This is a genomic window from Brachybacterium sp. HMSC06H03 (assembly GCF_001807385.1).
GTDB lineage: Bacteria > Actinomycetota > Actinomycetes > Actinomycetales > Dermabacteraceae > Brachybacterium > Brachybacterium conglomeratum.
Map to the genome: position 1 here is coordinate 15,839 of NZ_KV788636.1, position 24,691 is coordinate 40,529.

Annotated in this window: 19 protein-coding genes; 12 read left to right on the forward strand and 7 right to left on the reverse strand. The window is 70.9% G+C overall.

The genetic code is table 11. From position 1 onward, the window contains the following. Positions 1–430: 430 nt before the first annotated feature. From HMPREF3159_RS00330 to HMPREF3159_RS00340, 3 genes are read right to left on the reverse strand one after another with little or no spacing between them, the layout of a single operon-like run. On the reverse strand, positions 431–2,965 hold the full coding sequence (locus tag HMPREF3159_RS00330; RefSeq protein ID WP_070499035.1) for a GcvT family protein: 2,535 nt from the start codon (positions 2,963–2,965) through the stop codon (positions 431–433). A gap of 20 nt (positions 2,966–2,985) precedes the next feature. Further along, entirely contained in the window at positions 2,986–4,365 is a 1,380-nt protein-coding gene (locus HMPREF3159_RS00335; protein WP_210388806.1) for a flavin reductase family protein, read from the reverse strand. Continuing rightward, positions 4,362–5,660, reverse strand: a complete 1,299-nt coding sequence (locus HMPREF3159_RS00340; protein WP_070499036.1) for an aromatic ring-hydroxylating oxygenase subunit alpha — start codon at positions 5,658–5,660, stop codon at positions 4,362–4,364. Before HMPREF3159_RS00340 ends, HMPREF3159_RS00335 begins: the two co-directional genes overlap by 4 nt. A gap of 106 nt (positions 5,661–5,766) precedes the next feature. Between HMPREF3159_RS00340 and HMPREF3159_RS00345 the strand changes: the two genes are divergently transcribed. The 5 genes from HMPREF3159_RS00345 (at position 5,767) to HMPREF3159_RS00365 (ending at position 14,520) form a co-directional block, all read left to right on the forward strand. Next, entirely contained in the window at positions 5,767–6,702 is a 936-nt protein-coding gene (locus HMPREF3159_RS00345; RefSeq protein WP_070499037.1) for a LysR family transcriptional regulator, read from the forward strand. 217 nt (positions 6,703–6,919) lie between these two features. Then, positions 6,920–10,828 carry a hydantoinase B/oxoprolinase family protein gene (locus HMPREF3159_RS00350; RefSeq protein ID WP_083305719.1) on the forward strand — a complete coding sequence of 1,303 codons (3,909 nt, stop codon included), beginning with the start codon at positions 6,920–6,922 and terminating at the stop codon, positions 10,826–10,828. 393 nt (positions 10,829–11,221) lie between these two features. After that, positions 11,222–12,676 (forward strand): MFS transporter, encoded by a 1,455-nt coding sequence (locus tag HMPREF3159_RS00355; protein ID WP_070499038.1) that lies wholly within the window; start codon positions 11,222–11,224, stop codon positions 12,674–12,676. Between the two features lie 121 nt (positions 12,677–12,797). Beyond that, positions 12,798–13,577: an N-carbamoylsarcosine amidohydrolase gene (locus HMPREF3159_RS00360; protein ID WP_070499039.1), complete on the forward strand. Its 780-nt coding sequence runs from the start codon at positions 12,798–12,800 to the stop codon at positions 13,575–13,577. A gap of 133 nt (positions 13,578–13,710) precedes the next feature. After that, positions 13,711–14,520 carry an IclR family transcriptional regulator gene (locus HMPREF3159_RS00365; protein ID WP_070499040.1) on the forward strand — a complete coding sequence of 270 codons (810 nt, stop codon included), beginning with the start codon at positions 13,711–13,713 and terminating at the stop codon, positions 14,518–14,520. 15 nt (positions 14,521–14,535) lie between these two features. On the opposite strand, the gene HMPREF3159_RS00370 is transcribed toward HMPREF3159_RS00365, so the two are convergent. Beyond that, on the reverse strand, positions 14,536–15,108 hold the full coding sequence (locus tag HMPREF3159_RS00370; protein WP_070499041.1) for a maltokinase N-terminal cap-like domain-containing protein: 573 nt from the start codon (positions 15,106–15,108) through the stop codon (positions 14,536–14,538). Positions 15,109–15,205: 97 nt separating this feature from the next. Here HMPREF3159_RS00370 and HMPREF3159_RS00375 point away from each other — a divergent pair, with 97 nt between their 5' ends. Continuing rightward, the gene (locus HMPREF3159_RS00375; RefSeq protein WP_070499042.1) at positions 15,206–16,009 is read left to right on the forward strand and encodes a hypothetical protein; all 804 of its coding nucleotides are present in this window, start codon (positions 15,206–15,208) and stop codon (positions 16,007–16,009) included. A 55-nt stretch (positions 16,010–16,064) separates the two neighbouring features. Here the strand turns inward: HMPREF3159_RS00375 and HMPREF3159_RS00380 are convergent, their stop codons facing one another. After that, on the reverse strand, positions 16,065–16,679 hold the full coding sequence (locus tag HMPREF3159_RS00380; RefSeq protein ID WP_070499043.1) for an HAD family hydrolase: 615 nt from the start codon (positions 16,677–16,679) through the stop codon (positions 16,065–16,067). A gap of 54 nt (positions 16,680–16,733) precedes the next feature. On the opposite strand from HMPREF3159_RS00380, the gene HMPREF3159_RS00385 reads away from it, so the two are divergent. Both HMPREF3159_RS00385 and HMPREF3159_RS00390 read left to right on the forward strand, forming a co-directional pair. After that, entirely contained in the window at positions 16,734–17,537 is an 804-nt protein-coding gene (locus HMPREF3159_RS00385; protein WP_070499044.1) for a TSUP family transporter, read from the forward strand. Between the two features lie 116 nt (positions 17,538–17,653). Then, complete coding sequence (locus tag HMPREF3159_RS00390; RefSeq protein WP_246821379.1) at positions 17,654–18,709, forward strand: PAC2 family protein; 1,056 nt, start codon at positions 17,654–17,656, stop codon at positions 18,707–18,709. Positions 18,710–18,731: 22 nt separating this feature from the next. Here the strand turns inward: HMPREF3159_RS00390 and HMPREF3159_RS00395 are convergent, their stop codons facing one another. Next, positions 18,732–19,529 (reverse strand): transglutaminase-like domain-containing protein, encoded by a 798-nt coding sequence (locus HMPREF3159_RS00395; RefSeq protein WP_070499045.1) that lies wholly within the window; start codon positions 19,527–19,529, stop codon positions 18,732–18,734. A gap of 212 nt (positions 19,530–19,741) precedes the next feature. Here HMPREF3159_RS00395 and HMPREF3159_RS00400 point away from each other — a divergent pair, with 212 nt between their 5' ends. The 3 genes from HMPREF3159_RS00400 to HMPREF3159_RS00410 are packed head-to-tail and all read left to right on the forward strand — an operon-like array spanning position 19,742 to position 22,592. After that, positions 19,742–20,887: a Gfo/Idh/MocA family protein gene (locus tag HMPREF3159_RS00400; RefSeq protein WP_070499046.1), complete on the forward strand. Its 1,146-nt coding sequence runs from the start codon at positions 19,742–19,744 to the stop codon at positions 20,885–20,887. A gap of 44 nt (positions 20,888–20,931) precedes the next feature. Next, positions 20,932–21,933: a sugar phosphate isomerase/epimerase family protein gene (locus tag HMPREF3159_RS00405; RefSeq protein ID WP_070499047.1), complete on the forward strand. Its 1,002-nt coding sequence runs from the start codon at positions 20,932–20,934 to the stop codon at positions 21,931–21,933. Next, a complete protein-coding gene (locus tag HMPREF3159_RS00410) occupies positions 21,930–22,592 on the forward strand; it encodes a TIGR03085 family metal-binding protein (RefSeq protein WP_070499048.1) in 663 nt (220 codons plus the stop codon). The genes HMPREF3159_RS00405 and HMPREF3159_RS00410 overlap by 4 nt, the downstream gene beginning before the upstream one ends. Positions 22,593–22,616: 24 nt before the next feature. Here the strand turns inward: HMPREF3159_RS00410 and HMPREF3159_RS00415 are convergent, their stop codons facing one another. Further along, on the reverse strand, positions 22,617–23,636 hold the full coding sequence (locus HMPREF3159_RS00415) for a methyltransferase (protein ID WP_070499049.1): 1,020 nt from the start codon (positions 23,634–23,636) through the stop codon (positions 22,617–22,619). Between the two features lie 93 nt (positions 23,637–23,729). On the opposite strand from HMPREF3159_RS00415, the gene HMPREF3159_RS00420 reads away from it, so the two are divergent. Beyond that, positions 23,730–24,521 carry a ParA family protein gene (locus HMPREF3159_RS00420; RefSeq protein WP_070499050.1) on the forward strand — a complete coding sequence of 264 codons (792 nt, stop codon included), beginning with the start codon at positions 23,730–23,732 and terminating at the stop codon, positions 24,519–24,521. Positions 24,522–24,691 lie beyond the last annotated feature (170 nt).

The window sequence follows — 24,691 nt, forward strand, 5'->3', positions numbered from 1 at the left end:
CGCTTCACGGCAGATATACCGACTGAGATGCGCCACTCGATCTCGTGCACGAGCGCGTCGAGAATCGCACGCAGAAGTCGCGACGGCGGTGCGAGGTCGTCGCCGTGACGACGGTCAGGCGGCGGGCGCCATGGAGGCTCACCGCCTCCCGGACCACCCTCAAAACGTCGAGCCGATAATGCACGTTATGTAAAGTAGGGAGGAAGCGCGACCGACGTGCCGTTCGCGCCTCGCCTCCCCCGACCATCACGCATCGGACGGCGAGCACACCGCCGTCCCGTCCCGCCGGTCCCTTCGACGGCCGGTCCGACGTGTACCCGCGACCGTCCCGTTTCGCCGACTTCCGACCCCGTGCGCGCACGTGCTGCCTGTCGCCGGCGGGCCGATCCGGCGCGCGCACGGTCCGTCACACCGCCGGCCGCGCCTGCGCTCACACCGACCGGCCCTCGAGCACCTGCGCCGCCTTCTCGGGACGGATCCTGTCCATGGCGGGATCGTAGAGCGGCTCCTCCGCGACGGTCGCCGCGAAGCGCGTGCCGAGGTACTCGACCTCGACGGAGTCGCCGACCGTCAGGTGGTCGGGCAGCCAGGCATACGCGATCGCACGACCGAGCGTGTAGCCGTAGGCGGCGCTGGTGACGTATCCGGCGGCGGTCTCGGATCCGGGCAGGAACACCGGCTCGAGGCCGAGTGCGATCGACGTCGGATCGTCGAAGGTCAGGCAGGTCAGCCGAGTCGTCGCAGCGGCCGCACGCGCGGGCAGCGCGTCCTTGCCCACGAAGTCCGCCGTCTTCGAGGCCTTCACCGCGAAGCCGATGCCGGCCTGGACGGGTTCGTGCTCGCTGGTCATGTCCGTCCCGAAGGAGCGGAAGCCCTTCTCCAGGCGCAGCGACTCGAACGCCTCGCGCCCCGCCGCGACGATGCCGTACTCCTGCCCCGCCGCGAAGATCGCATCCCACAGCCGCTCCCCCAGGTCCGCTGAGGTGTACAGCTCCCATCCGAACTCGCCGACGTACGACAGCCGCATGGCCGTCACCGGGACTCCCGCGAGCGTGACGCTCCGGGTGCGGAAGTAGCCGAGCTCCTCGGCGCCGAGGTCCTCGTCCGTCAGCCGCGCCGCCACCTCGCCGGCGAGCGGGCCCCACAGCCCGATGCAGCACGTCCCGGGCGTGATGTCGCGCACCTCGACCCACTTCGCGGGGTCCTCCTGCGACTGGTGCCTGGCCTCGCGGGCGAGATAGGCGAGATCGATGCTGCCGTTGGCGCCCACCTGGTAGTCGTTCTCGCCGAGGATCGCGACGGTGATGTCGCTCGTGATGCCGCCTGCCCGGTCGAGCAGGAGCGTGTAGCTGACCGCGCCGGGCCTGCGCCGCATCGACGACGTGGTCAGACGGTCGAGCAGGTCGGCGGCACCGGGGCCCGTCACCGAGAAGCTCGTCAGCGCCGTCATGTCGTACATCGCGACGGCGGTGCGCGTCCTCCACGCCTCGCACGCCGCGACGGGCGAATGGAACTGCGCCGACCAGTCGTCGCGCGGCGGGGCCGCCCACTCGGGGGGCAGCTCGTCCAGCAGCGAGGCGTTGGCCTCGTACCAGTGCGGCCGCTCCCAGGAGTGCGCCTCCAGGAAGAAGGCGCCGAGCTCCACCTGGCGTCGGTGGAACGGACTGAGCCGGAGGGCGCGCGGCGAGACCCGCGGCTGGCGGGGATGCAGGATGTCGTAGATCTCGACGAAGTTCTGCTGGCTCGTCTCGTCCACGTAGGCGCGCGTGGTCTGGATCTTCTCGAAGCGGTTGAGGTCGAGGCCCGACAGGTCGGTCTCCGAGGATCCCGTCGTGATCACCTCGGCGAGGGCTCGCGAGATGCCGACCGAGTGGGTCACCCACACGGCCTCGGCCATGAAGAACCCGTCGACCCCGGCGGACTCCCCCACCAGCGATCCGCCGTCCGGCGTGAAGGAGAAGACGCCGTTGAAGGCGCGATCGACCGAGGTCTGCCGCAGCTCGGGCAGCAGCCTCTGCGACTCCTCCCATTCGGCCGCGAAGTCCTCCGGCGTGAAGGGGAGGCTCGAGGGCATCGCCTCGTCGGTGATGTCCTCGGCGCGGTACTGCGGCAGGTCGTCGAGGGCGACGGGCATGGGGCGGTGCGCGTACGAGCCGATCCCGATCCGGTCGCCCCACTCGCGGAAGTAGAGATCGCGGTCCTGATGGCGCAGGATCGGGGCGGAAGCTCCCTTGGGCAGCTCGTTCTTCCCCCTGAGGCTCGGCACGGGCGAGGTGATCGCGAACTGGTGGCCGAGCGGCAGCAGCGGCACGTCGACCCCGGCCATCTCGCCGATCCGCGGGCCCCAGAACCCGGCGCAGGAGACGACGATGTCGGCCGGGATGCGCTCTTCCCCCACGAGCACGGCGCGCACGCGGCCGCCCGAGGTGTCGATGCCCGTCACCGCGGTGCGGTCGCGGAACTCGACCCCGGCTCTTCGCGCGCGCTCGATCACGAGCCGCGTTCCCTTCAGCGCGAGCGCGAGGCCGTCCCCGGGCGTCCAGAGACCGCCGAGGACGGGCTCGGGATCGACCATCGGGAAGAGCCGACGGCACTCGTCGGTGTCGGCCACCTGCGCCTCGACTCCCCAGGAGCGGTTCCAGCCGGCACGACGATGCAGATCCTGCAGCCGCTCGGGGGTGGTCGCGAGCTCGAGACCGCCGACGGCCAGGAACGATCCGGAGCCGTCCGGTCCCCTCAGGTTCGTGTACTTCTCGATGGTCTGCTGCGCGAACGCGGTCATCGACTTCGAGGGATTCGTCGAGAAGACGAGGCCGGGAGCATGGGAGGTGGACCCTCCCGGCGTCTCGAGCGGGCCCTGCTCGAGCACGAGCGTGTTCGTGGCGCCGCGCTGGGCGAGCTCGTCGGCGAGGTTCGCGCCGACGATGCCGGCGCCGATGATGACGATGCGGGGTGCGGTGCGCATGGGGGCTCTCTCCCGAGGGGTCAGGCGTCGATGACGAGGTCGGTCACGGCGGTGGAGCAGCAGGGCAGGAACTTCCCGGCGGCGATCTCGCGTGCGCGGATGCCGCCCTGGTGGTGCATGTCGACGTCGCCCTCCAGCTTCACGATCTTGCAGGAGCCGCACATGCCCTCCTGGCAGTTGGCGCCGATGCGCACGCCGGAGGCCCGTGCCGCCTGCAGGATGTTCTGCTCCGGGTCGATGCGCACGTCGAGCCCGCTGCGGAGGAAAGACATGGTGAGCGCGCCGGCACCGACCACCTGGCGCTCCCCCTCCGGTGCGTCCGGGGTGCGGGGAACGGGCGCGCTCGCCTCGGCGTCTACCGCCACGGTGGGCTCCACGTGCGCCAGCGCAGGGAAGTCTGCCGCCGTCAGGTCGTAGACGTCCAGGACCGCGCCCTGGTGCTCCGCGCTCTCCTCGGCGGCGACCTGCAGGTCCTCGGCGAACTCCGTGGCGGCCGCGAGCTCGGCCGCGTACTCGCGCCGTGTGGCGGAATCGCCGGTGAAGCTCTCGACGAACACCGAGGTGTCGTCCACGCCGACCGCGGGCAGGCAGTCGAGGACCTGCTCGAGGTATCCCTGCGGACCGCAGGCGTACACCTGGCGACCGTTGGCGTCGGGCGCGACGGCGTCGATCATCTCCGCCGAGATGCGTCCCACGCGGGCGCCCCACCCCTCGGGCCGCTCGCGGTCGCCGAGCGAATAGGCCACCCGGATCCGGAAGTCGGCCTTCTCGAGGAAGTCGAGCTCGTCGACGAAGGCGAAGCGATCCGGGGACGAGCCGTGGTACAGCAGGCAGACGTCGGCCTGTCCCGGCAGGGAGTGGATCGTGCGGATCATCGACATGATCGGGGTGATGCCCGATCCGGCGGCGAGGAACAGGTAGCGCGCCCGGCGGTCGTAGTCGGGCAGGTGGAACGCGCCGACAGGTCCCAGCATGTCGAGGATCATGCCCGGACGCATGTTCGCGTGCGCCCAGGACGACACCAGACCTGCCGGGTCACGGCGCACCGTCACGGCGAAGGTCCAGGGAGAGGTCGGGGCGCTGGAGAGCGAGTAGCTGCGGCTGACCGGCTCGGCCTCCTCTCCGTCCACGGGGAAGTCGATGTTGAGGTACTGGCCCGCACGGAACGCCAGCGGCGCGCCGTCGAGCCGTCGGAACACGAAGGTCGTGCAGTCCTGGGACTCGGGGATGGTCTCGACGCACTCGGCCTGGAACTCCTCCGGGTACCAGGGGCCGAGCGCCCTCGCGGCGCGCGCCGGCCCCGCCACCGCCGCGAGCACGCGGTTCCACGGCATCTCGAGGCCGCGGGTGCGCAGGGCGGGCGACACCGCGCCCCTGTCCACGTCGACGTCGAAGCTCACTGCAGCGCCTCCCGCAGGCGCGTGATGTACCAGTTCACGAAGGCTTCGACCTGGTACTCGCTCTTCATGTACGGGCCGGGCTCGTACACGGGGCTGGCGGCACCGCGCTGGCACAGCTCGACGAACGCCTTGTCCTGCAGGTTGGTCTGCTTCCAGGTGTGGGTCAGGGTCTCGAGGTCGTAGTCGACACCCTCGACGGCGTCGTCGGCGACAAGCCAGGTGGTGCGCACCAGCGTGCGCCCCTCGTCGATCGGGAGAGCCGCGAAGGTGATGACGTGATCGCCGAGGAGGTGGAACCAGCTGTTGGGCTGCAGGTGCATGGAGCAGCGGCCCAGCCGGAAGTCGGGCAGATCTCCCAGCAGCTTCTTCGACAGCCGACGGCCGTCGGCCGAGAAGGACTCCCCCGCGCCGTCGAGCGGCTCCCGGGAGATGCGGATGCCGGCCACGCGGGTGTCGAGCTCCTCGATCACCTCGAACGGCAGGCCGTACCGTCGGCACCGCTGCTCGAGGGCGGCGCTCGCCGTGAGATTGCGGTCCCACACGTCGACGAGATGGGTCGGCACCGTCTCGTCGGTGAGTCCCCAGGTGGGAAACAGCGAGCACGCCAGCTCGGGATGGCCGTCGCAGTGGTAGCACTCGCGGTTGTTCTCCATCACGAGCTTCCAGTTGCCCTGCTCCACGATGTCCTGCTGGTAGGCGACCTTCGTCGCGCCGAGCTCGTGCGGCTCGATGTACGGGCGGAAGATCTCGGCGACCTCGTCGAAGTCCTCCGGCGGCTCCGCCGCGATGCACACGAAGATCAGACCGCCCACCACCCTGCAGTGCGCGCGCTTGAGCGCGAAGCAGCCGGCGTCGAAGTCGATCTCCCCGGGCGCGGAGGCGTGGATCAGCGCTCCGTCCGGGGCGTACGTCCACGAGTGGTACCCGCACACGAGGTTCCCCGTCGTCCCGGAGTCCTCCGTGAGGATCCGGGCGCCGCGGTGACGGCACACGTTGTGCAGGGCCCTGATGGAGCCGTCGTCGTGGTGCAGCAGGATGAGCGCATAGGGGCCGAAGTCGACGGTGATGTAGTCGCCGGGCTCGGGCAGCTCGGCGATGCTCCCCGCGAACAGCCAGTGCCGTCCGAAGACGGCGCGCATGTCGAGGTCGAACAGCTGCCTGTCGGTGTAGAACGGGGCCGTCAGCGAGAAGCCGGGTCGACGGGAGTCGACGAGTGCCTGGAGCTCGGAGAGCTTCTCGGGCGCGATGGCGGCCGTCGCGAAGGGTGCTGCGCGTCGTGCGTCGATCGTGGACATGCTCTCCCTCTTCGTCGGGGGATGACAGCGGATACGCAGAAGGCTAGCGCCGCGGATCATGCACGATAAGCGCGAATCGTCGGCGAGTGCAGTGCAGAATCTCCGCATGATCGATGCTCGCCTCGTCACCCTGCGCACCTTCGCCCGCTGCGGGACCGTCGCGGCCACCGCGGAGCTCATGGGCTACTCCCCCTCGGCGGTGTCGGCGCAGCTGAGAGAGCTGCAGCAGTCCCTGGGCCTGACGCTGCTCACACGCGACGGCCGAGGGCTGCGCCTGACCGCCGCAGGGAAGGAGCTGGTGCGCCGCAGCGACGCGCTGTTCGCGCAGTGGGAGCAGATCAGGGCCGCGAGCGCGAGCGCGGACGGTCAGGTCCCGGGGCAGTTCGGCATCGGAGGCTTCTCCACCGCGGCCTCGCACCTCATCGCCCCTCTCCTGCCCCGCCTGCGCGACCTGCACCCCTCCGTCGAGGTCCAGGTGATGGAGGCGAGCCCGGCACGCTGCTTCGACCTGCTGGTGGCCGAGCGCATCGACGTGGCGGTGGTCGTCTCGATGCAGGGCGAGGTGCTGCTCGAGGCCGACCCCCGGTTCGAGAAGATCACCCTGCTCGACGACCCGCTGGACGTCATGGTGCCGGCGGATCACCCCCTCGCCGCACGGGAGCGCGTGTCGCTGGACGACCTCGTCGCGGACCCGTGGGTGACCGACCGCCCCGGCTCCGCCTATCGCGCGCTGTTCACGGCGGCTTTCACGGCGGCAGGTCTCACGCCGAGGATCGTCCACGAGGCCACGGAGTGGGGCACGGCCATCGCCCTCGTCGGCGCCGGAGCGGGGGTCGGCCTGCTCCCCCGTCTGGTGAGCCTCGCGGACAACCCTGGTGTCCGTCGTGTGCGCCTGGCGGGTCCGGGGCGTTCGAGCCGGCGGATCATCGCGGCGATGCGCGCCGGCAGCACCGAGGCCCAGCTCCCCCGCGACTCGATCAGGCTGCTGCGCGAGATCGCCCAGGACATCCTCGCCACCCACCTCGCCGGGGAGAGCGACTAGGGGGAATCGATCGCCCTCCACACCCCACGGCATTTCGGACGGTGGGCGGTCAGCGCACCCCTCGCCATGAGACCTCTGATCACAGAACGGCTACTCCCCCGACACCCATTGCGTGTTGCTCCTGTCACATATACGGTGCTACCCAAGCAACACGGACTATGGCGCAGGTCACGTTCGTGGAGTGCTGACCACAGATCTCCCCGGGAAGGATCCCACCATGAAGCGCATCGGCGTCGATGTCGGCGGAACGTTCACAGATCTCTACTTCTCCGACGATGAGAACCGCACTGCGGTGGTCGAGAAGGTCCCGTCCACGCCGCACGATCCGTCCGAGGCCGTCATCAACGGCCTCGAGAAGCTCTCGGAGAAGGCAGGCGTCCCGCTCTCCGAGATCGACCAGCTCGTCCACGGCACCACTGTCGCGACGAACACCGCCCTCACCCATACGGGCGCCGAGGTCGGCATGATCACGACCGAGGGCTTCCGCGACATCCTCCACATCGCCCGCCACAAGAAGCCGTACAACTTCTCGCTCCAGCAGGATCTCCCCTGGCAGACCCACCCCCTGGTCAAGCGGCGCCATCGGCTGACCGTGCGGGAGCGCGTCACCGCGCCTCACGGCGAAGTCCTGGTCGAACTCGACGAGGGCGAGGTCCGCGAGCGCGTCCGCGAGCTGAAGGCGGCCGGTGTCGAGGCGATCGCAGTGTGCCTGCTGCACAGCTATCTCAACGACTCGCACGAGCGACGCATCGGCGAGATCGTGCACGAGGAGTTCCCCGAGGCGTACCTCTCCCTCTCCAGCGAGGTCGTCCCGCTCTATCGCGAGTACGAGCGCTTCTCCACCACCGCGCTGAACGCCTACGTCGGTCCGAAGGTCTCCCGCTATCTCCGTCGGCTCCAGGAAGCGGCCACCGGTCTCGGCTACAAGCGCGAGATCCTGCTGATGCAGTCCTCCGGCGGCATGGTCCCGATCGCCGAGGCCGCGAAGCTGCCCGTGACCCTGATGATGTCCGGCCCCGTCGGCGGCCTCATCGGCGGCGTATGGGCCGGGAAGCAGTCCGGCTTCGACAACGTCATCACCCTCGACATCGGCGGCACCTCGGCGGATATCGGTGTGGCGCACCAGGGCGAGCTGCGGATGCGCCATCTGCTGGACACGAAGATCGGTGATTACCAGGCCATGGTCCCCATGGTCGACGTCGACACCATCGGCGCGGGCGGCGGCTCGATCGCCTACGTGGACCAGGGAGGCGTCTTCAGGGTCGGCCCGCAGTCTGCCGGAGCCGTGCCCGGTCCCGTCTGCTACGGCCGCGGCGGCACCGAACCCACCTCGACCGACGCCCAGGTGCTGCTAGGCCGCATGCGGCCCGATCGGATCTTGGCCGGCTCGGACCTGGACATGGACATCGAGGCGGCCCGGCGGGCGATGCAGGGTCTGGCCGATGAGCTGGACATGAGCATCGACGAGGCGGCGCTCGGTGCGCTGCAGATCCAGAAGTTCGGGATGACCCAGGCCATCGAGCAGAACTCGGTGCGCCGAGGCTACGACCCGCGAGACTTCACCCTGGTCGCCGAGGGCGGTGCGGGGGCACTGTTCGCCTGCGAGATCGCTGCGGAGCTCGAGGTCCCCCACGTCCTCGTCCCCGCACACCCGGGCATCATCGCCGGCATCGGCCTCCTCGCGACCGACGAGGAGTACGAGTTCATGTCGACCCTGCGGATGCGCTTCGCGGAGCCGGAGCCCGAGAGGGTCCAGAAGGCCTACGAGGCGCTCGAGGCGCGGGCCGTCGCCCAGCTCGACGCCGAGGAGGTCCCGCCCGAGCGTCGCAGGATCGACTGGAAGGCCGACGCCCGCTACGCGGGTCAGGGCTACGAGATCCGTTTCGACGTCCCCGAGGGACCGGTCGACGAGGCCTGGCTGGAGGCGGCGGAGGAGGCCTTCCACGAGGCGCATTTCGCCGAGTACGGCCATCGGTTCGCCGACGGAGAGGTCGAGCTGATCACGATCCGCGTCGAGGCCATCGGCGTGATGGACGACCTGCCCCCTGCACAGCCTCCCCAGGGCGGTGACCTCGAGGGCGCGCTCATCGAGACCCGTGACGTCACCTTCAGCGTGGACGGCAAGCCCAAGACCTTCGCCACCGGCTTCTACGATCGAGCGGGGCTCGCGTGCGGAACCGAGTTCGAGGGCCCGATCATCATCGAGCAGTACGACTCGACCGTCGTGGTGCCGCCGGAGTTCACCGGCGTCGTCGACGGGGCCGGCAACATCGTCATCACCTGCCCTGCAGTCCAGGCTGCGGATGTAAAGCTCGCCACCCCGATCCTCATGCGCGTCATCGGAGGCGCCCTGAGCTCAGCGGCGAAGGAGATGGCCTCGGTCCTGTTCCGCATGGCCTACTCCTCGATCATCCGCGAGTCCGAGGACCTCGGCGCCGGCCTGTTCGACAAGGACGGCAACGTCCTGGCCGAGTCCGATTCGACCCCGATGTTCATGGGCTCCATGCCGAAGATCGTCAAGGGCGTCATCTCCGTGCTCGGCGACGACATCCACGAGGGCGACGTCATCCTGCACAACGACCCCTATCTCGGTGCGACCCACTCCCCCGACGTCGCCGTGATCCAGCCGATCTTCCACGACGGCGAACTCGTCGGCTTCGCCGGCGCCTCCGGTCAGCTGATCGACAACGGCGGCGCGTTCTCCGGACTGATGGTCGACATCCAGGACATGCAGTCCGAGGGCCAGATCTTCCGGGCTGTGAAGATCTACGAGAAAGGCGTGCGCCAGGAGTCTCTGATCCGGCACATCCTGAACAACTCCCGCACCCCCACCTCGAACCTCGGTGACTTCCAGGCGATGATCGCCGCCTGTGAGCTCGCACGCTCCCGCTACCTCGCGCTGGTCGAGCGCTACGGCTATCCGGCGGTGCGTGAGGCCGGGCAGTCGTGGATCGACTACTCCGAGCGCATGCTGCGTCAGGAGATCGCGAAGATCCCCGATGGCGTCTACGAGACCGAGGTCGGATACCTGGACGACGACGGGCGGAACTTCGGGGAGAAGCTGCCGATCGCGGTGAAGGTCATCGTCGAGGGCGACGAGATCACGTACGACCTCACCGGGTCCTCACCCCAGGTCCCCACCGCCTACAACTGCGCATTCGAGGGGACGACGGTCTCGGCCTTCACCTTCATCACCCGGATGATGTTCCTCGACGAGGTGGCCTTCCCGGTCCACGTCCCGCAGAACGAGGGCATGCTGAAGCCGCTGAAGGTCATCGCTCCCGAGGGCACGATCTTCAATCCGACGTACCCCGCTGCGACGTTCTCCCGCTTCTCGCAGGTGCAGCGCGCCGTGGACCTGGCCCTGAGGGCGCTAGCGCCCCAGATCCCCGAGCGGGTGACGGCCGGCAACTCCGCCCACATCCACTTCATGTCCTACGCGGGCTGGGACGAGAACGAGGGCGAGTACTGGGTCTACCTCGAGGTCAATGAGGGATCCTACGGCGGCCGGGCCCACTCGGACGGTCCCGACTCGACCGACAACCTCATCGCCAACACCCGCAACAACCCCATCGAGGAGCTCGAGTGGCGGTTCCCGATGCGGACCGACCGCTACGAGCTGCGCGAGGAGCCTGCCGCGGCCGGCGAGCACCGGGGCGGCATCGGCATCGTCCGGGAGAACACCTTCCTCACCGACACGGTGGTCACCTGCGAGGGAGAGCGCCATGACTCGGACGTCCCATGGGGCATCTTCGGCGGCCACGACGGACTGAACGCGTCGATCGTGAAGAACAAGGGCCGCGAGGGCGAGGAGAACTGGCCCTCGAAGGTCACGGGCTTCAAGATCTCGGCCGGTGACTCGCTGACGATCACGGTCCCCTCGGGAGGCGGCTTCGGTGATCCGCTCAGGCGGGCACCGGAGAAGGTGCTCGAGGACGTCCTCGACGGCTTCACCACCCGCGAGGCCGCGAAGGACGACTACGGCGTGGTCCTCGAGGAGGAGCAGGGCGAGCTCGTGCTCGACGGCGCGGCCACCGCTGCGCTGCGGGCCGCACGCACCAGCGACTCCGAGACGACCGGTTCGGAGGAGCCGTCGGAGCAGGCGCTCGCTCCCGCCAACGCCTGATCCACACGCACGGCTGGCGCCGACCGAACGGCTCGCCCACCGGCGACCTTCGTCGGCACCGCCCGCATCGCACACCGGCAGGTCAGGACCCGGCGCCGTCCACGGAGACGCCGGGTCCTGGCGTACCTGACTCCTCAGGCCCGGAGCGGACAGCTCCGCTCCACGCCCATCGCGTCCTGCGGCGCTGCGGCCCCGCAGCTCTTCCCTTGCACCACCCGTTCCACTGCTTCCCCCGTTTCGCCGCTGTCTCGCATCAACGCGCTCCCACTCCTCCCCGACCCGGTCATCTCCTGACGGCCCCGTCGGTCGAGCACCTGGTCGCGTTCGCTGACTCCGCGCTCCGAACGCCGCCGCATCCCGCAGAGATCACCGGACCCGCGAGAGGGAACCGACATGAACACCCCCACCGACGACGCCAGCACTTCCGCCGCCCTGGCCGGAGACGCTCCTGATACCACCCGCCCCGAACCCGCCGCCGACAGCCACCTCGTGGCAGCGGCCCTCGCCGAAGCGCCGTCGATCACCCGCAAGGACCTCAACTGGGCACTCGTCCTGTGCTTCCTGGCCTGGACATTCGCCGTCTACGACTTCGTGCTGTTCGGGAATTTGCTGCCGGAGATGGCCGCCGACCTCGGCTGGAGCTCCGCGCAGAGCACCGGCATCAACACTGCCGTCACCGCTGGCACGGCACTGGTGGCCTTCGGCATCGGACCGATCGTGGACCGCTTCGGACGCCGCAAGGGAATCGTCCTGGCTGTAGCCGGCGCCGCCCTCGCATCCGGCCTGACCGCAGTCGCGGGCCTGATCGCCGGAGTCGTGGGCGGCCTCGGAGTGATCGTGCTCGTGATGGTTCGTTCGATGGCAGGGCTGGGCTATGCCGAGCAGGCGATCAATGCCACCTACCTCAACGAGCTCTTCGCTCAGACCCACACCGACGCGAGACGGGCGAAACGGCGCGGATTCATCTACTCTCTGGTGCAGTCAGGCTGGCCCGTCGGATCGGTGCTCGCCGCGGCGTCGGTGTACGTGCTGTTCCCGATCGGCAGCTGGGAGCTCCCGTTCGTGGTCGCGATGTTCCCGGCCGTCTTCATCCTGCTCGCGGCGAAGAAGCTCAAGGAGACCCCGCAGTTCGTGCTGCGGCGCGAGGCGGACCGTCTGCTGAAGGACGGTCACGAGGCCGAGGCGTTCGAGCTCGCCCGAGAGTCCGGCATCGACCTCGCCGAGCAGTCCACGCCGCTGGCGGCCGCGTTCAAGGGAGCTTCCCTTCGCCCTACGCTCATCATCTCGATCGCCTTCATGCTGAGCTGGTTCGGGGTTCTGTGCTTCGTGATGCTGGGGACGTCGTATCTCACAGCTCCCGATGGCAAGGACGTTCCGTTCACCAACGCGCTCGGGATCCTCGTCGTCTCCAACGGGACCGCGTTCCTGGGCTATCTGTTCCACGGCTGGCTGGGAGATCGCATCGGCCGGCGCAACACGATCGCACTGGGCTGGATCCTCTCGGGCCTCTCGTTCCTCGCGCTGGTGCTCGCACCACAGGGCAGCTTCGGACTGATCATCGCGCTCTACAGCTCGGGACTCTTCTTCCTCATCGGGCCCTTCGCAGCGCTCCTGTTCTTCAACGGCGAGAGCTTCCCGGCCCACACCAGGGCCACCGGCGGATCGATCATCAATGCCAGCGGGCAGCTCGGCGCCCTCATCGCCGGCATCGGCGTGACCGCGGCAATCGCCTCGGGCAGCGGCTGGGGCTCCTCGGTGATGGCGTGGGGCTGCGTGCCGATCCTGCTGTCTGGCCTGGTCATCCTGGGTGCCCGCAATGTGGATCCGCGTGCGGTCCGCACCGACTGATCCACTATCCCGACACCGCAGGGAGCCCCCTGGCTCTTGGACATGACCTGAGCTACAGTATTTACACCAGCAACACCGTTGCTGAGCCGACAACCATTTCGCAGAAGAGTTGGAGACTCCCATGACCGACACGATCGAGACCGCGAACGACATCGAGACCCGCCTCGCCGCCGTGCTGGAGGAGGCTTTCGAGGCCGGCGTCGGCATCTACAACGAGCGCGGATTCAAGCGCCGCGTCGGCTACGGCAACCGCCCCGCCGTGATCCACATCGACCTGGCGAATGCCTGGACCCGCCCCGGTCACCCCTTCACCTGCGCCGGTATGGACACGATCATCCCCAACGTCCAGCGCATCAACGAGGCCGCCCGCGCGAAGGGTGTCCCGGTCTTCTACACCACCAACGTCTACAAGAACCGCGATGCTTCCTCGGGCACCAACGACATGGGCCTGTGGTACTCGAAGATCCCCACGGAGACCCTCCCCGCCGATTCCTATTGGGCGCAGATCGACGACCGCATCGCCCCCGCCGAGGGCGAGGTCGTCATCGAGAAGAACCGCGCCTCGGCCTTCCCGGGCACCAACCTCGAGCTGTTCCTGACCTCCAACCGCATCGACACCCTGATCGTCACAGGAGCGACGGCCGCCGGCTGTGTGCGCCACACGGTCGAGGACGCCCTGGCCAAGGGCTTCCGACCGATCATCCCTCGCGAGACGATCGGTGATCGCGTGCCCGGCGTCGTGCAGTGGAACCTCTACGACATCGACAACAAGTTCGGCGATGTGGAGTCCACCGACGACGTCGTGCGCTATCTCGAGGCTCTTCCGCAGTTCGAGGAGACCGTCCCCAAGACCCTCTCGGATCCTCAGCCCGAGGTCTCGGCACCCGCGGACCCCGCCTGAGCCGACACGGCGCCCTGGCGAAGAGTGGGCCCGAGGACCGACCGGTCCTCGGGCCCACCGTCCGTCCGTGCGCTCTACACTTTCGAGGCGCCCGACCGGGCGCAGTGCGACGACGAGTTCGGAGGGGCTTTCGATGGTGGGCGAGAGGGAGAACAACGAGAAGCAGGGGGCGGCCGCGTCGCTGCTCAACGGTTTCCTGGTGCTCGAGGCATTCTCCGCCTCGGATCGATCGCTGCTCGGTGTCACCGAGATCGCGGAGATCGTCAACCTGCACAAGAGCACCGTCTCCCGCATGCTGGCCGGGCTCGCAGAGGGCGGATACGTCCAGCGGGATGAATCCTCCGGCAGGTACCGCCTCGGACTGGGGATGATCGGCCTGGCCGGTCCGCTGCTCGCGGAGCTCGACATCCGACGCGCGGCCGCCCCGCACCTCGAGGCCATGACGCAGCAGACGCAGGAGACCTCGGCCCTCGCTGTCTGGAACAGCACGGAGGCCATCGTCGTCGAGCAGTACGCGAGCCCACACCAGGTCAAGCACAGCGCCTCGATCGGCACCCGTTACACGCGGCTCGCCAGCTCTTCCGTGCGGGTCTTCCTTGCACCGCTCAGCCCCGAGGATGCCGATCAGCTGTTCGCACGGCACGGCTTCGGCCTGCAGGACTACTTGGGTCCCGAGGACCCCGTGCACGAGGAGCTCGCCCGCGTCCGCGAGCAGGGCGTGGCCGTGAACGACGGAGAGACGACGATGGACGAGTACGGCGTCTCCGCCCCTGTCCACGACTATCGCGGCGAGCTCGTCGGATGCATCACCGCGAGCGCACCGCGCTCCCGAGTCCAGCACACGGGGAGCCACCTTGTGCTGCGCGATGCCGTGATCGAAGCCGCCGCACAGGTCACCGCACGTCTCGGCGGGCAGTCCTCCCCGACGGGGAGCGGAGGTTGAGGGGCGTCGACCCGCTCAGCAGGCCGCGACGACCCCGCGTCCGCCGTCCCAGGCGGCGACGAGACGGACTGCGCCGTCGAGCCCGTCGACCGTGCGAGCGACGGTGAACGTCTCGTCCCCGTCGAGCAGCTCCTCGAGGGTGGGCGCCGTCTCGCCCTCGTCGACCTCGAGCCTCAGCTCCACCGCCTGCGGACGGGTCCCCTCGGGGGTGCCGTCGGGTGCGAAGATCTGGAGCTCCGCCTGCTGCTGGACGCCGGCGAGCGCCCGGGCGAAGCACTCGATCGCCAGCTCGTCCTCGAGGCCGTCGTAGACGTAGCGGGTGCCCAGCACCGAGTGGTCCATCGTGGTCACCAGCTGCGCCGCGGGGTCCTCGAGCGGCGCGCCCCGGTAGGTCAGCGGCAGGTGGTAGATGCTCTCCCCCACCCGCACGAGATGGCATTCCACGCCGACCTCGCCGGTCGGGTCGTCGAAGCGGTAGGCGCCGAGCACCTGGAGCTCTCCGTCCTCCCCCCAGGGGCGGGAGGTGAGCAGCTGTCGCAGCACCTCGCGCTTCGTCGGGCTGAGCTCGGCCTGGTAGATGATCGCCATGTCCCCAACGTAGTCCCCCGACGTGCCGCGACACGCATGAGAGCGTCCACATCAGGGGTTCACCGAGATCTCATCGGGAGTTCATAGGGTGTCCGAAATGACCGACCCCGCCGCCGTGCGCACCGCAGACGCACGCGCCACCGACACCGTCACTCCCGACGAGGCCGACTTCCGCCCGCTCTCACTCCCCCGCATCGCCGCCCGCCTGACCGCCGTGGCGGTGGTGATCATCCTCGTCGCGCTCGCGACGCTGCTGGCCCATCAGCGCACCACCGGCGTCACGTCGCAGAACTTCCACACCGTGTTCTGGTACTTCGACGTGGGGCGCGAGTACAACATGGCGACCTGGTACAACTCCGGCCTCTGGCTGCTGCTGGGCGGGCTCGCGGCGATGATCGCCCTGGCCGGGCCGTCCTTCCGTCGCTCCTGGTGGCTGCTGGCGGTGGTGGCGCTGCTCGCCTCGGTCGACGAGTACCTCGAGATCCACGAGCGCTTCGACGTGCCTGGCGACCGGCTCGCGGCGCTGCTGCCGTTCGACGTCGGGTTCACCTGGGTCCTCGTCGGCGCGCCGATCGCGCTGGTGATCGGGCTGCTCCTGCTGCGCCTGGGGCTCTCGCTCCCCCGCCGGGCGCAGATCGGGATCCTGCTGGGCGGGGCGCTGTTCCTGGTGGGCGCGGTCGGGGTGGAGACCCTGAACGGCCGTCATCTGGCGGCATCGGACTGGATCGTGGACAACCGCTACATCTACGGCACGATGATCGAGGAGCTGCTGGAGATGAGCGGGATCGCCCTCGCGCTCGCGGCCCTGATCAGCCTCTTCCAGCACGATGCTGCGAGCGGCCACTACCGGCTCGATCCGGCGGTGCAGCGGAGGGCTCCGCGCCGGCCAGGCGCGCCATGAGTGTCGCGCCGATGCAGGCGGGCACCACCACGTGGGCCGTCCGGGTCGCCGGCGGTCAGAGCAGCGGGATCAGGTCGCGCAGCGAGTGGATGCGGCGCGCCCCTGGCGCCTCGAGCGGGATCCCGGGGGTCTCCAGCAGCACGCCCTCGACCCCGGCGGCCCGCGCGGCCTCGACGTCGGCCGGCCGGTCCCCCACCGCGAGGCACTCCGCCGCCGTCAGCCCGTGCCGGGCCAGCAGGTCGAGCATCATGTCGGGGGCGGGCTTGCGGGGGTGGCCGTCGGGTGCGCACACCATGTCGTCGATCTCGAGGCCGTGCGCGGCGAGCAGGGCGGCGGCGCTCGCGCGATCGCGATGTGTCGCCACGAGATCCAGCCCGCCGCGCTCGCGCACGGCCACCAGCACCTCCCGGGCGCCGTCCTTCAGCGGCGGGGCCCTGCGCGCCCACTGCTCCTTCGTCGCCTCGTAGGCGGCGCGCAGGCGCGCCTCGGTCACCTCATGGCGGGCGGCGAGCTCGGTGATCGCCTCGGAGCTGGAGCGCCGGGTCAGCACCGCGACCTCGTGCAGCAGCCCCTGGTCCGGCTCCGCGCGCAGCGCCCCGGCGAGCGCCCGGTCGACGTCCGGATAGGTGTCCACGAGCGTGCCGCCGAGGTCCCAGATGAGCGCGCGCATGGCCCCAGTGTGTCAGCCCGGCCCGCCGGGCCGGGGCGGTGGTTCACTGGTGCGGTGCCTCTGCTCGCCGAACTCACCCAGCTCTCCGCCCTGACCCTCGTCCTGCTCATCGGGGCCGCTTTCGTGGCCGGCTGGGTGGATGCGGTCGTCGGCGGCGGCGGGCTGATCCAACTGCCTGCGCTGCTGACCGCCATGCCGTCCGACGCCTCCAGCGGCGCCGTGCTCGGCACGAACAAGATCGCCTCCGCCGCGGGGACGGCGGTGTCCTCCTGGACCTACGTCCGACGGATCACCCCGGTCGCCGCGACCGCGGGGCCGCTGGTGGTGTGCGCGCTGGGCGGGAGCGCGGCCGGGGCGGCGCTGGCGAGCCTGATTCCGAAGCCCTGGCTGACCCCGATCGTGCTGGTCGCCCTGCTCCCCGTCGGCGCGTACACGCTGATGAAGCCGTCGATGGGGCTCGAGCACGCCCCGCGCCACCAGGGCCGCTCCCATCTGCTGCGCGCGGGCGGGATCGGGGCGGGCGTCGGCATGTACGACGGGATCCTCGGCCCCGGCACCGGCAGCTTCTTCATCATCCTGATGGTCTCCCTGCTGGGCTACGGCTTCCTCGAGGCGAGCGTCCACGCGAAGCTCGCGAACCTCACCACCAATGTCGGGGCGCTGCTGGTCTTCGGGCTGCAGGGCCAGGTGTGGTGGCTGCTGGGCGGCGTGCTGGCGATGGCGAACCTCAGCGGCGGCTTCCTCGGCGCGAGGCTCGCGCTGCGCCTGGGATCGCGCTTCGTGCGGATCGTGTTCCTGGTGGTGACCGGGGCGCTCGCGGCGCGGCTCGCCGCGGACACGGCCCTGATGCTGCTGTGAGGTGCACCAACTCCGGCCCGTCTGCGCCGAGGGCGGAATAGTTCCGACGGAGGCGCCGTTGACCAGGAGGTCACCCACCCGCGGCCCGCCGAGGCCGTCCTGTCGCCCTGGAGGTCATGATGGATCCGACGACCCTGTTCAGCTACGAGCGCCATGTCGACTCGCGCGCCCTGCACGGCAGGACGCTGCTGGTCACCCTCGGAGCCTTCACCGATGCGGGCGATGCGCAGCGGCTCCTGGACGATCACCTGCTCAACACGCTCTCCAGCCGTGTCGTGGGACGGCTGGACATGGACCAGGTCCACGACTACGCCGGACGCCGCCCCGAGGTCACGCTGCAGCTGGATCACTTCGACGACTACGAGAAGCCCGAGATCCTGCTGCACGAGGTGACCGACGAGCGGGGGGAGACCTTCTTCCTGCTCACCGGGCCGGAGCCGTCCTTCCAGTGGGAGCGCGTCGCGAGCGCGCTGCGGATCGTGGTCGAGCAGCTCGGCATCGAGCGGACCCTGCTGCTGCAGGGCTTCCCCGCCCCGGTCCCCCACACCCGGGAGCTGCCCGTGACCCGCTTCGCCGGCGACCCGGAGTCGATCGCGGTGCGCCGCACCATGCCGGGCACCTTCCGTCTCCGTGCCCCGTTCACGGCGCTGCTGACGATGCGTCTGGCCGAGGGCGGGCACGACGTGGTGGGCCTGACCGCGCACGTGCCCCAGTACCTCCACGAGATGTCCTTTCCCGACGCCGCGATCGCGCTGCTGACCGCGGTCGGCGAGGAGAGGGGGCCCCGGATCGCGGCCGACGCGCTCGAGGCGCAGGCGCTCCCCGTGCGCGAGGCGATCGCCGCCCAGATCGAGGCCCAGCCGGCGCTGCAGGAGATGGTCGCCGGGTTCGAGCAGCGCTACGACCGGATGATCACCTCCGGGGCCGGCTCCGTCGTGCCCAGCGCCGAGGACATCGCCGCCGAGGTCGAGGAGTACCTGGCGAGCTTCGAGACCGAGGGCGGGCAGGCGCCCGAGGGCTCCGCCGAGCAGTCGACGCAGGACACGGCCGGGTCGAGGGACGGCGAGGGCTCGCCCGGCTCCAAGGGGAGCGCGGGTTCCGAGGGGCCGACGGGGATCGACGGATCGACGGATCCCGAGGACCCCTCCGGGCCGGAGACGCCGCGGGCCTGAGCGGCAGCGGCGGGCCCTGTGCTCAGCGCAGCGCTCGCCGCTCCCCCGGCCGCTCGCGCGGCAGCTCCGGATCGACCACGGCGGTGACCTGGATGCCGGTGAGCGCGACGTCCCCGGCGAGGGTGGTCATGAAGGCCGTGTCCGCGGCGTCCTGACCTGTGGCGATGCGCACCATGGAGGCGCGCGGCGCGAGATGCGTCGCGTCGACCACCAGCCACTCCCCCTTGACCAGCGCCTCGACCACGAGGTGGAAGTCCATCGGGCTCAGACCCGGCGCGTACACCGAGGCGCAGCGCGCCGGGATGCCCGCCGCGCGCAGCAGCGTCGCGGTGAGATGGGCGAAGTCCCGGCACACTCCGCGCCGGGTGACGAAGATGCTGCGGGCCGAGTCGGTGATCGTGCTCGACCCTGGCACGTAGTCCAGGTGGCCGTGCACCCAGTCCACGACCGCGTCGAGGGCCTCGATCCCCTCCCGCTCCCCCACGATCTCCTGGGCGCTGCGGGTGAACTCGTCGACCTCGCAGTAGCGGGAGGGACGCAGGTGCAGCACCGAGTCCGCCTCGAGCACCCGCGGCGCGGGCGCCTCGCCGATGCCGCGCGCGTCGTAGACGATCTCCACCTCCCCGGCGGGCAGGTCGTGCAGGACGTGGAGGCGGCTGCCGAAGCGGTCCCGGGTCTCCGTCACCGGATGCTCGGCCCCGCCCGCGCGCACGCTGAGCGTCTCCTCCGCCGCCGGGGCGTCCGAGACCGCGACCAGCAGTGCGACGTCCGTCCCCTCCTGGACCTCGGCTCTCATCCATGCGCGCACATGACGTTCCATGCCCCCAGTCTCCGGCATCGGCGGATGCCCGGCGGGCGGCCGGCGCCTTTGCCCGGACGTGATCAGCGACATAGGGTGGTGAGCCGGGGCCATCGGTGCCGGAGCATCGCACAGACGCGGCGCGGTCCACCCGCGCTCCCGCGGTGCTGCCGAGCAGGCCGCGCCCTCGCGGGCATCCGCCCGGCCATGACCCGTCGTCCGAAGGAGCCCCTGTGCCCGAGACCCCCGCCCGTCCGCTCGGCGTCGCCCTGATCGGCTACGCCTTCATGGGCCGCGCCCACTCCCAGGCCTGGCGCACCGTCGGCGCCGCCTTCGACGTGCCGCCGATCGCGCGCCGCGTGATCGTGGGACGGGACGAGCAGGCCGTCGCGGAGGCGGCGCGCCGGTTGGACTGGGAGGAGCACGCCACCGACTGGCGCGAGGCGATCACGAGGGACGACGTCGACATCGTCGACATCTGCACCCCCGGCTTCCTCCACGCCGAGATCGCGGTCGCCGCGCTCGAGGCCGGCAAGCACGTGCTGTGCGAGAAGCCGCTGGCGAACGACCCGGCCGAGGCGGAGCGCATGGTCGAGGCCGCCCGCACCGCGCGCGAGCGCGGACAGATCGCCGCCCTCGGCCACACCTACCGCCGCGTGCCCGCCCTCACCCACGCCCGCGATCTCGTCGCCGCCGGCCGGCTCGGTGAGATCCGCCAGATCCGCGCCTCCTACCTGCAGGACTGGCTCGTGGACGCCGAGGCCGGGATGACCTGGCGGCTGCGGAAGGAGACCGCGGGCTCCGGCGCGCTCGGCGACATCGGCTCCCACGCGATCGACCAGATCCAGTACGTCACCGGGCAGCAGGTCACCGCGGTGCGCGGCCGGCTCGCGACGATGGTCCCCGAGCGTCCGGGCCCCGACGGCCCCGAGCCCGTCACGGTCGACGACGCCGCCTGGGCCACCCTCGAGCTCGACGGCGGCGCGATCGCATCCCTCGAGGCCACCCGCATGGCCACCGGTGCGAAGAACGAGCTCGCCCTGGAGGTGTACGGCACGAAGGGCGCGCTGCGCTTCGACCTCGAGCGCCTGGACGAGCTGTGGGTCCTCGACGCCACCGCACCGGTCGCCGAGCAGGGCTTCGCCCGGGTGCTCGTCACCGAGCCCGAGCACCCCTATCTCGAGGGCTGGTGGCCGCAGGGCCACATCCTGGGCTGGGAGAACGCCTTCACGAACCAGGCCCGCGACCTGCTGCTGGCCGTCCGGGACCGCGACCCCGCCGCCTACTCCCCCGACTTCGAGGACGGGCTCGCCCTCCAGCGGATCCTCGACGCCGTCATCGCCTCCCACCGGGCCGACGGCGCGACCGTCCGCCTCTGACCCCTCGCACGCCACCCTCACCGACGAGAAGGAGCAACGCCGCCATGGCGCACCCCCACACCCTGTTCACCGGCCAGTGGGCCGATCTCACCCTCGAGGAGGTCGCGGAGCTCGCGGCCGGCTGGGGCTATGACGGTCTCGAGATCGCCGTCTCCGGCGAGCACCTCGACGCGAGCCGCTGGGACGACGAGGCCTACATCGCCGAGCGGCTCGGGATCCTGGAGAAGCACGGGCTGAAGGTCTGGACGATCTCCAACCACCTCAAGGGCCAGGCGATCTGCGACGACCCGATCGACTTCCGCCACCAGGCGATCGTCGGCCCCGCCGTGTGGGGCGACGGCGATCCGGAGGGCGTGCGGCAGCGCGCCGCCGAGGACATGAGGAACACCGCCCGCCTCGCGCAGAAGCTCGGAGTGGACACGGTCGTCGGCTTCACCGGCTCGAAGATCTGGAAGTACGTGGCGATGTTCCCGCCCGTCGGCCAGGACGTCATCGACGAGGGCTACCAGGACTTCGCCGACCGCTGGAACCCGATCCTCGACGTCTTCGAGGAGTGCGGGGTCCGCTTCGCGCACGAGGTCCACCCCTCCGAGATCGCCTACGACTACTGGACCACGAAGCGCACCCTCGAGGCGATCGGGCACCGGGAGTCCTTCGGCCTGAACTGGGACCCCTCCCACTTCATGTGGCAGGAGATCGACCCGGTCTCCTTCGTCACCGACTTCGCCGACCGGATCTACCACGTGGACTGCAAGGACATCAGGGTGCGCACCACCGGGCGCAACACCCGCCTCGGCTCGCACCTGCCGTGGGGCGATCCGCGGCGCGGCTGGGACTTCGTCTCCTTCGGCCGCGGGGACGTGCCGTGGGACGCGGCGTTCCGGGCGCTGCGCTCGATCGGCTACGAGGGCCCGATCTCCATCGAGTGGGAGGACGCCGGGATGGACCGCCTGCACGGCGCGAAGGAGGCGCTCGAGCGGCTGCGCGGCCTGGACTACCCGGTCTCGGAGCAGTCCTTCGACGCGGCCTTCAGCAACCAGGGATGAGCCGCGTGCGCAGAGCCGGGGACCGCGCCGGCGCAGACCGCGAGTGCGATGAGCGCGAGGCCCTCGCGGCGAGCTTCGCCGCGCTCGGCCCCGAGGCACCGACGATCCTGCCCGGCTGGGACGCGGAGGACCTCCTGGAGCACCTCGTGCTGCGGGAGTCCGCCCCGCACCTGGTCGTCGGGCCGCGCCTGCCCGGCCCGCTCGGCCGACGAGCCCGCGAGACGCGGGAGAGCCGGCGGGGTCGCCCGTGGACGGAACGGGTCGAGGACTTCCGGCGGGGCCCCGGCCCGCTCTCCTTCGCCGGACGGATGGACCGGCTGAGCGGCCAGGCCGAGCTGCTCATCCACCACGAGGACCTGCGCCGGGGCCGGCACGGCTGGGAGCCGCGCCGTCCGGATGCGGAGCGGGATCGGGCGGCGTGGCGGGCCGTGGGCCTGATGGCGCCGCTGGCGATGCGGATCCGGGCCGATGTCACGCTCGTCTCCCCGCTGGGCGGGCGGCGGCTGCGCTCCCGCGGCGCCGAGGGGAGCCTGCGCGTGCACGGCGAGCCGCTCGAGCTGCTGCTGTGGGTGACGGGCCGCGACGAGGTCGCGCGGGTGCGGATCCACGGGGACTCCGGCGGCAGGCGGGCGCTCACGGCGGGGCGCCGCGGGCTCTGAGCGCGCTTGGCGCCGTCGGCCTGCTCAGCGCTCGAGCAGGAACAGGCGCGGGTGGTGGCCCTTCTGGAAGAAGCGGTGCTCGCCGACGCGGCGCCAGCCCGCGGCGCGCTGCTCGAGGACGCGCTGCATGCGGGTGATCTCGTGGGTGAGCACCCCGAGCCGGGCGCTGGGCGCGGCGAGCTCCGCGGCGCGCTCGAGCAGCGCCGCGAGGAGGTCCTCGTTGCTCTCGTGCTCGCCGTGGAGGGTGCCCCAGGGCGGGTTGGTGACCAGGCGGGTGAAGCCTCCCTCGAGCTCCGCGGTCAGCACATCGCCCTCGACCCAGTCGATGCGGCCTCTGCGCCGGGCCGCGCGCTGGTGCCGGCGTGCCGCGTCCAGCGCCCCGGGATCGAGGTCCACGCCCACGGCGCGGACCGGTGCCGCCCGGTGCAGCTGCTCGACGAGGAAGGTGCCCGAGCCGCAGGTCATGTCCAGCAGGGAGTCCTGCGCGCCGACGTCCAGGAGGCCCAGCACGGTCGCGGCGATGGTGGCGTTGACGGCGCCGGGGTAGTCGACCTCGCGCCATGCCCGGGTCGCGAGCGGGCGCGGCGTGGTGCGCAGCAGCACCTGCCAGGTACCGGGCGCGGCGCCGCGGCGCACCCGGGCGACGAGGTCCCCGTCGGCGTCGTCGATCGGGAGATCGGCGAGCTCGGCGAGGGCGGCGGCCAGGCGTCGCATCTCCGGCGTCCCGGCACCCGCCGCCTCCAGGCGCAGCCCGTGGAACACCTGGCGGGGCCGTTGCCGGCGCAGGTCCTGGAGCAGCTCGGCGAGCCGCTGCTGCACGGAGGTCTCCAGCAGCTCCCGGGGGCGGCGCGCGGGGACCGTGAGCGAGGTCGAGGCGGCGACGACGTGGCGCAGGGAGCGGACGGCGTCGAGATCGTCGGTGCGCAGCGTCAGCTCCGTCGCGGAGACGGTGCGCACGGCACCGAGCTCTCGGGCCTCGGCGAGGGCGCTGGCGGCGCATCCCTCGAGCACCTCGAGCACGAGGTCGTGGGTCAGCTGCGTCATCGGGGTCCCTCCGGGGGCGGGGTGCGGGTGGCCACGGCAGGTTACCGCTCGTCGCGGCACCGAGGAGCCTGCCCGGGTCGGTAGACTGCGGGGGTGTTCATCGTGAGTGTGTGTTCCCTGAAGGGCGGCGTCGGCAAGACGTCCGTGACCCTGGGCCTGGCCTCTGCCGCCCTGCACCAGGGGGTGAACGCGCTCGTCATCGATCTCGACCCCCAGGGCGACTCGACGCTGGGCCTGCTCGGGGAGCCGGCCTCCACGCTCGACATCGCCGAGGTGCTCTCCTCCCCGCGCACGGAGACGATCGATCGTGCGATCATCCCCACGCCGTGGTCGAAGGACGCCGCCTCGCACCTCGACATCATCCCGGGCACCAGCCGCTCCGCGGTGATGGACTCCCCCGCGCTGAACCAGAAGGACGTGGGCCGGCTGCACCAGGCGCTGGACAAGCGCACCCACCAGTACGACCTGGTCATCATCGACTGCCCGCCCTCCCTCAACGGGCTCACGCAGATGGCGCTGGCCGCCTCCGATCGCTCCCTCGTGGTGGCCGAGCCGGGCTTCTTCGCGGTCACCGCCGCGGACCGCGCGCTCAAGCTCGCCGCCGAGATGCACGAGGAGGGCATCGCCCCGCGGCTGCAGCCCCTGGGGCTCGTGGTGAACCGCTACCGTCCGCGCTCGGTCGAGCACCAGTACCGCCTGGCCGAGCTGCGCGACCTCTTCGGCGACTCGGTCCTGGACCCGGTCATCGAGGAGCGGGTGGGCCTGCAGCAGGCGCAGGGCGGCGCGGTCCCGCTGCACCTCTACGAGGGCGCCTCCGGCGCGCGCCTCACCGAGGACTTCGACGCGCTGCTGCGCACCGTGATGGACTCGCGCCAGAACTCCTGAGCGCTCCTCCCCCGCGCGGGCCCCGGAGTCTGCGCGGGACAAGTCGGCTGCGGAGCTCGTCGCCCTCGCCGGGCTCCTCGGGCCCGCCCGTGACCTCGGCACCGCACAGCACCAGCACGATCACCGCACGAGAGAACGGCGGGACCCCTTCCCCGAGGGTCCCGCCGTTC

Coding starts and splice junctions, on each gene's coding strand:
- HMPREF3159_RS00330 (WP_070499035.1), bottom strand. CDS start 2,965: ATGCGCACCGCACCCCGCATCGTCATCATCGGCGCCGGCATCGTCGGC.
- HMPREF3159_RS00340 (WP_070499036.1), bottom strand. CDS start 5,660: ATGTCCACGATCGACGCACGACGCGCAGCACCCTTCGCGACGGCCGCC.
- HMPREF3159_RS00345 (WP_070499037.1), top strand. CDS start 5,767: ATGATCGATGCTCGCCTCGTCACCCTGCGCACCTTCGCCCGCTGCGGG.
- HMPREF3159_RS00350 (WP_083305719.1), top strand. CDS start 6,920: ATGAAGCGCATCGGCGTCGATGTCGGCGGAACGTTCACAGATCTCTAC.
- HMPREF3159_RS00355 (WP_070499038.1), top strand. CDS start 11,222: ATGAACACCCCCACCGACGACGCCAGCACTTCCGCCGCCCTGGCCGGA.
- HMPREF3159_RS00360 (WP_070499039.1), top strand. CDS start 12,798: ATGACCGACACGATCGAGACCGCGAACGACATCGAGACCCGCCTCGCC.
- HMPREF3159_RS00365 (WP_070499040.1), top strand. CDS start 13,711: ATGGTGGGCGAGAGGGAGAACAACGAGAAGCAGGGGGCGGCCGCGTCG.
- HMPREF3159_RS00370 (WP_070499041.1), bottom strand. CDS start 15,108: ATGGCGATCATCTACCAGGCCGAGCTCAGCCCGACGAAGCGCGAGGTG.
- HMPREF3159_RS00375 (WP_070499042.1), top strand. CDS start 15,206: ATGACCGACCCCGCCGCCGTGCGCACCGCAGACGCACGCGCCACCGAC.
- HMPREF3159_RS00380 (WP_070499043.1), bottom strand. CDS start 16,679: ATGCGCGCGCTCATCTGGGACCTCGGCGGCACGCTCGTGGACACCTAT.
- HMPREF3159_RS00390 (WP_246821379.1), top strand. CDS start 17,654: ATGATGGATCCGACGACCCTGTTCAGCTACGAGCGCCATGTCGACTCG.
- HMPREF3159_RS00395 (WP_070499045.1), bottom strand. CDS start 19,529: ATGGAACGTCATGTGCGCGCATGGATGAGAGCCGAGGTCCAGGAGGGG.
- HMPREF3159_RS00405 (WP_070499047.1), top strand. CDS start 20,932: ATGGCGCACCCCCACACCCTGTTCACCGGCCAGTGGGCCGATCTCACC.
- HMPREF3159_RS00410 (WP_070499048.1), top strand. CDS start 21,930: ATGAGCCGCGTGCGCAGAGCCGGGGACCGCGCCGGCGCAGACCGCGAG.
- HMPREF3159_RS00415 (WP_070499049.1), bottom strand. CDS start 23,636: ATGACGCAGCTGACCCACGACCTCGTGCTCGAGGTGCTCGAGGGATGC.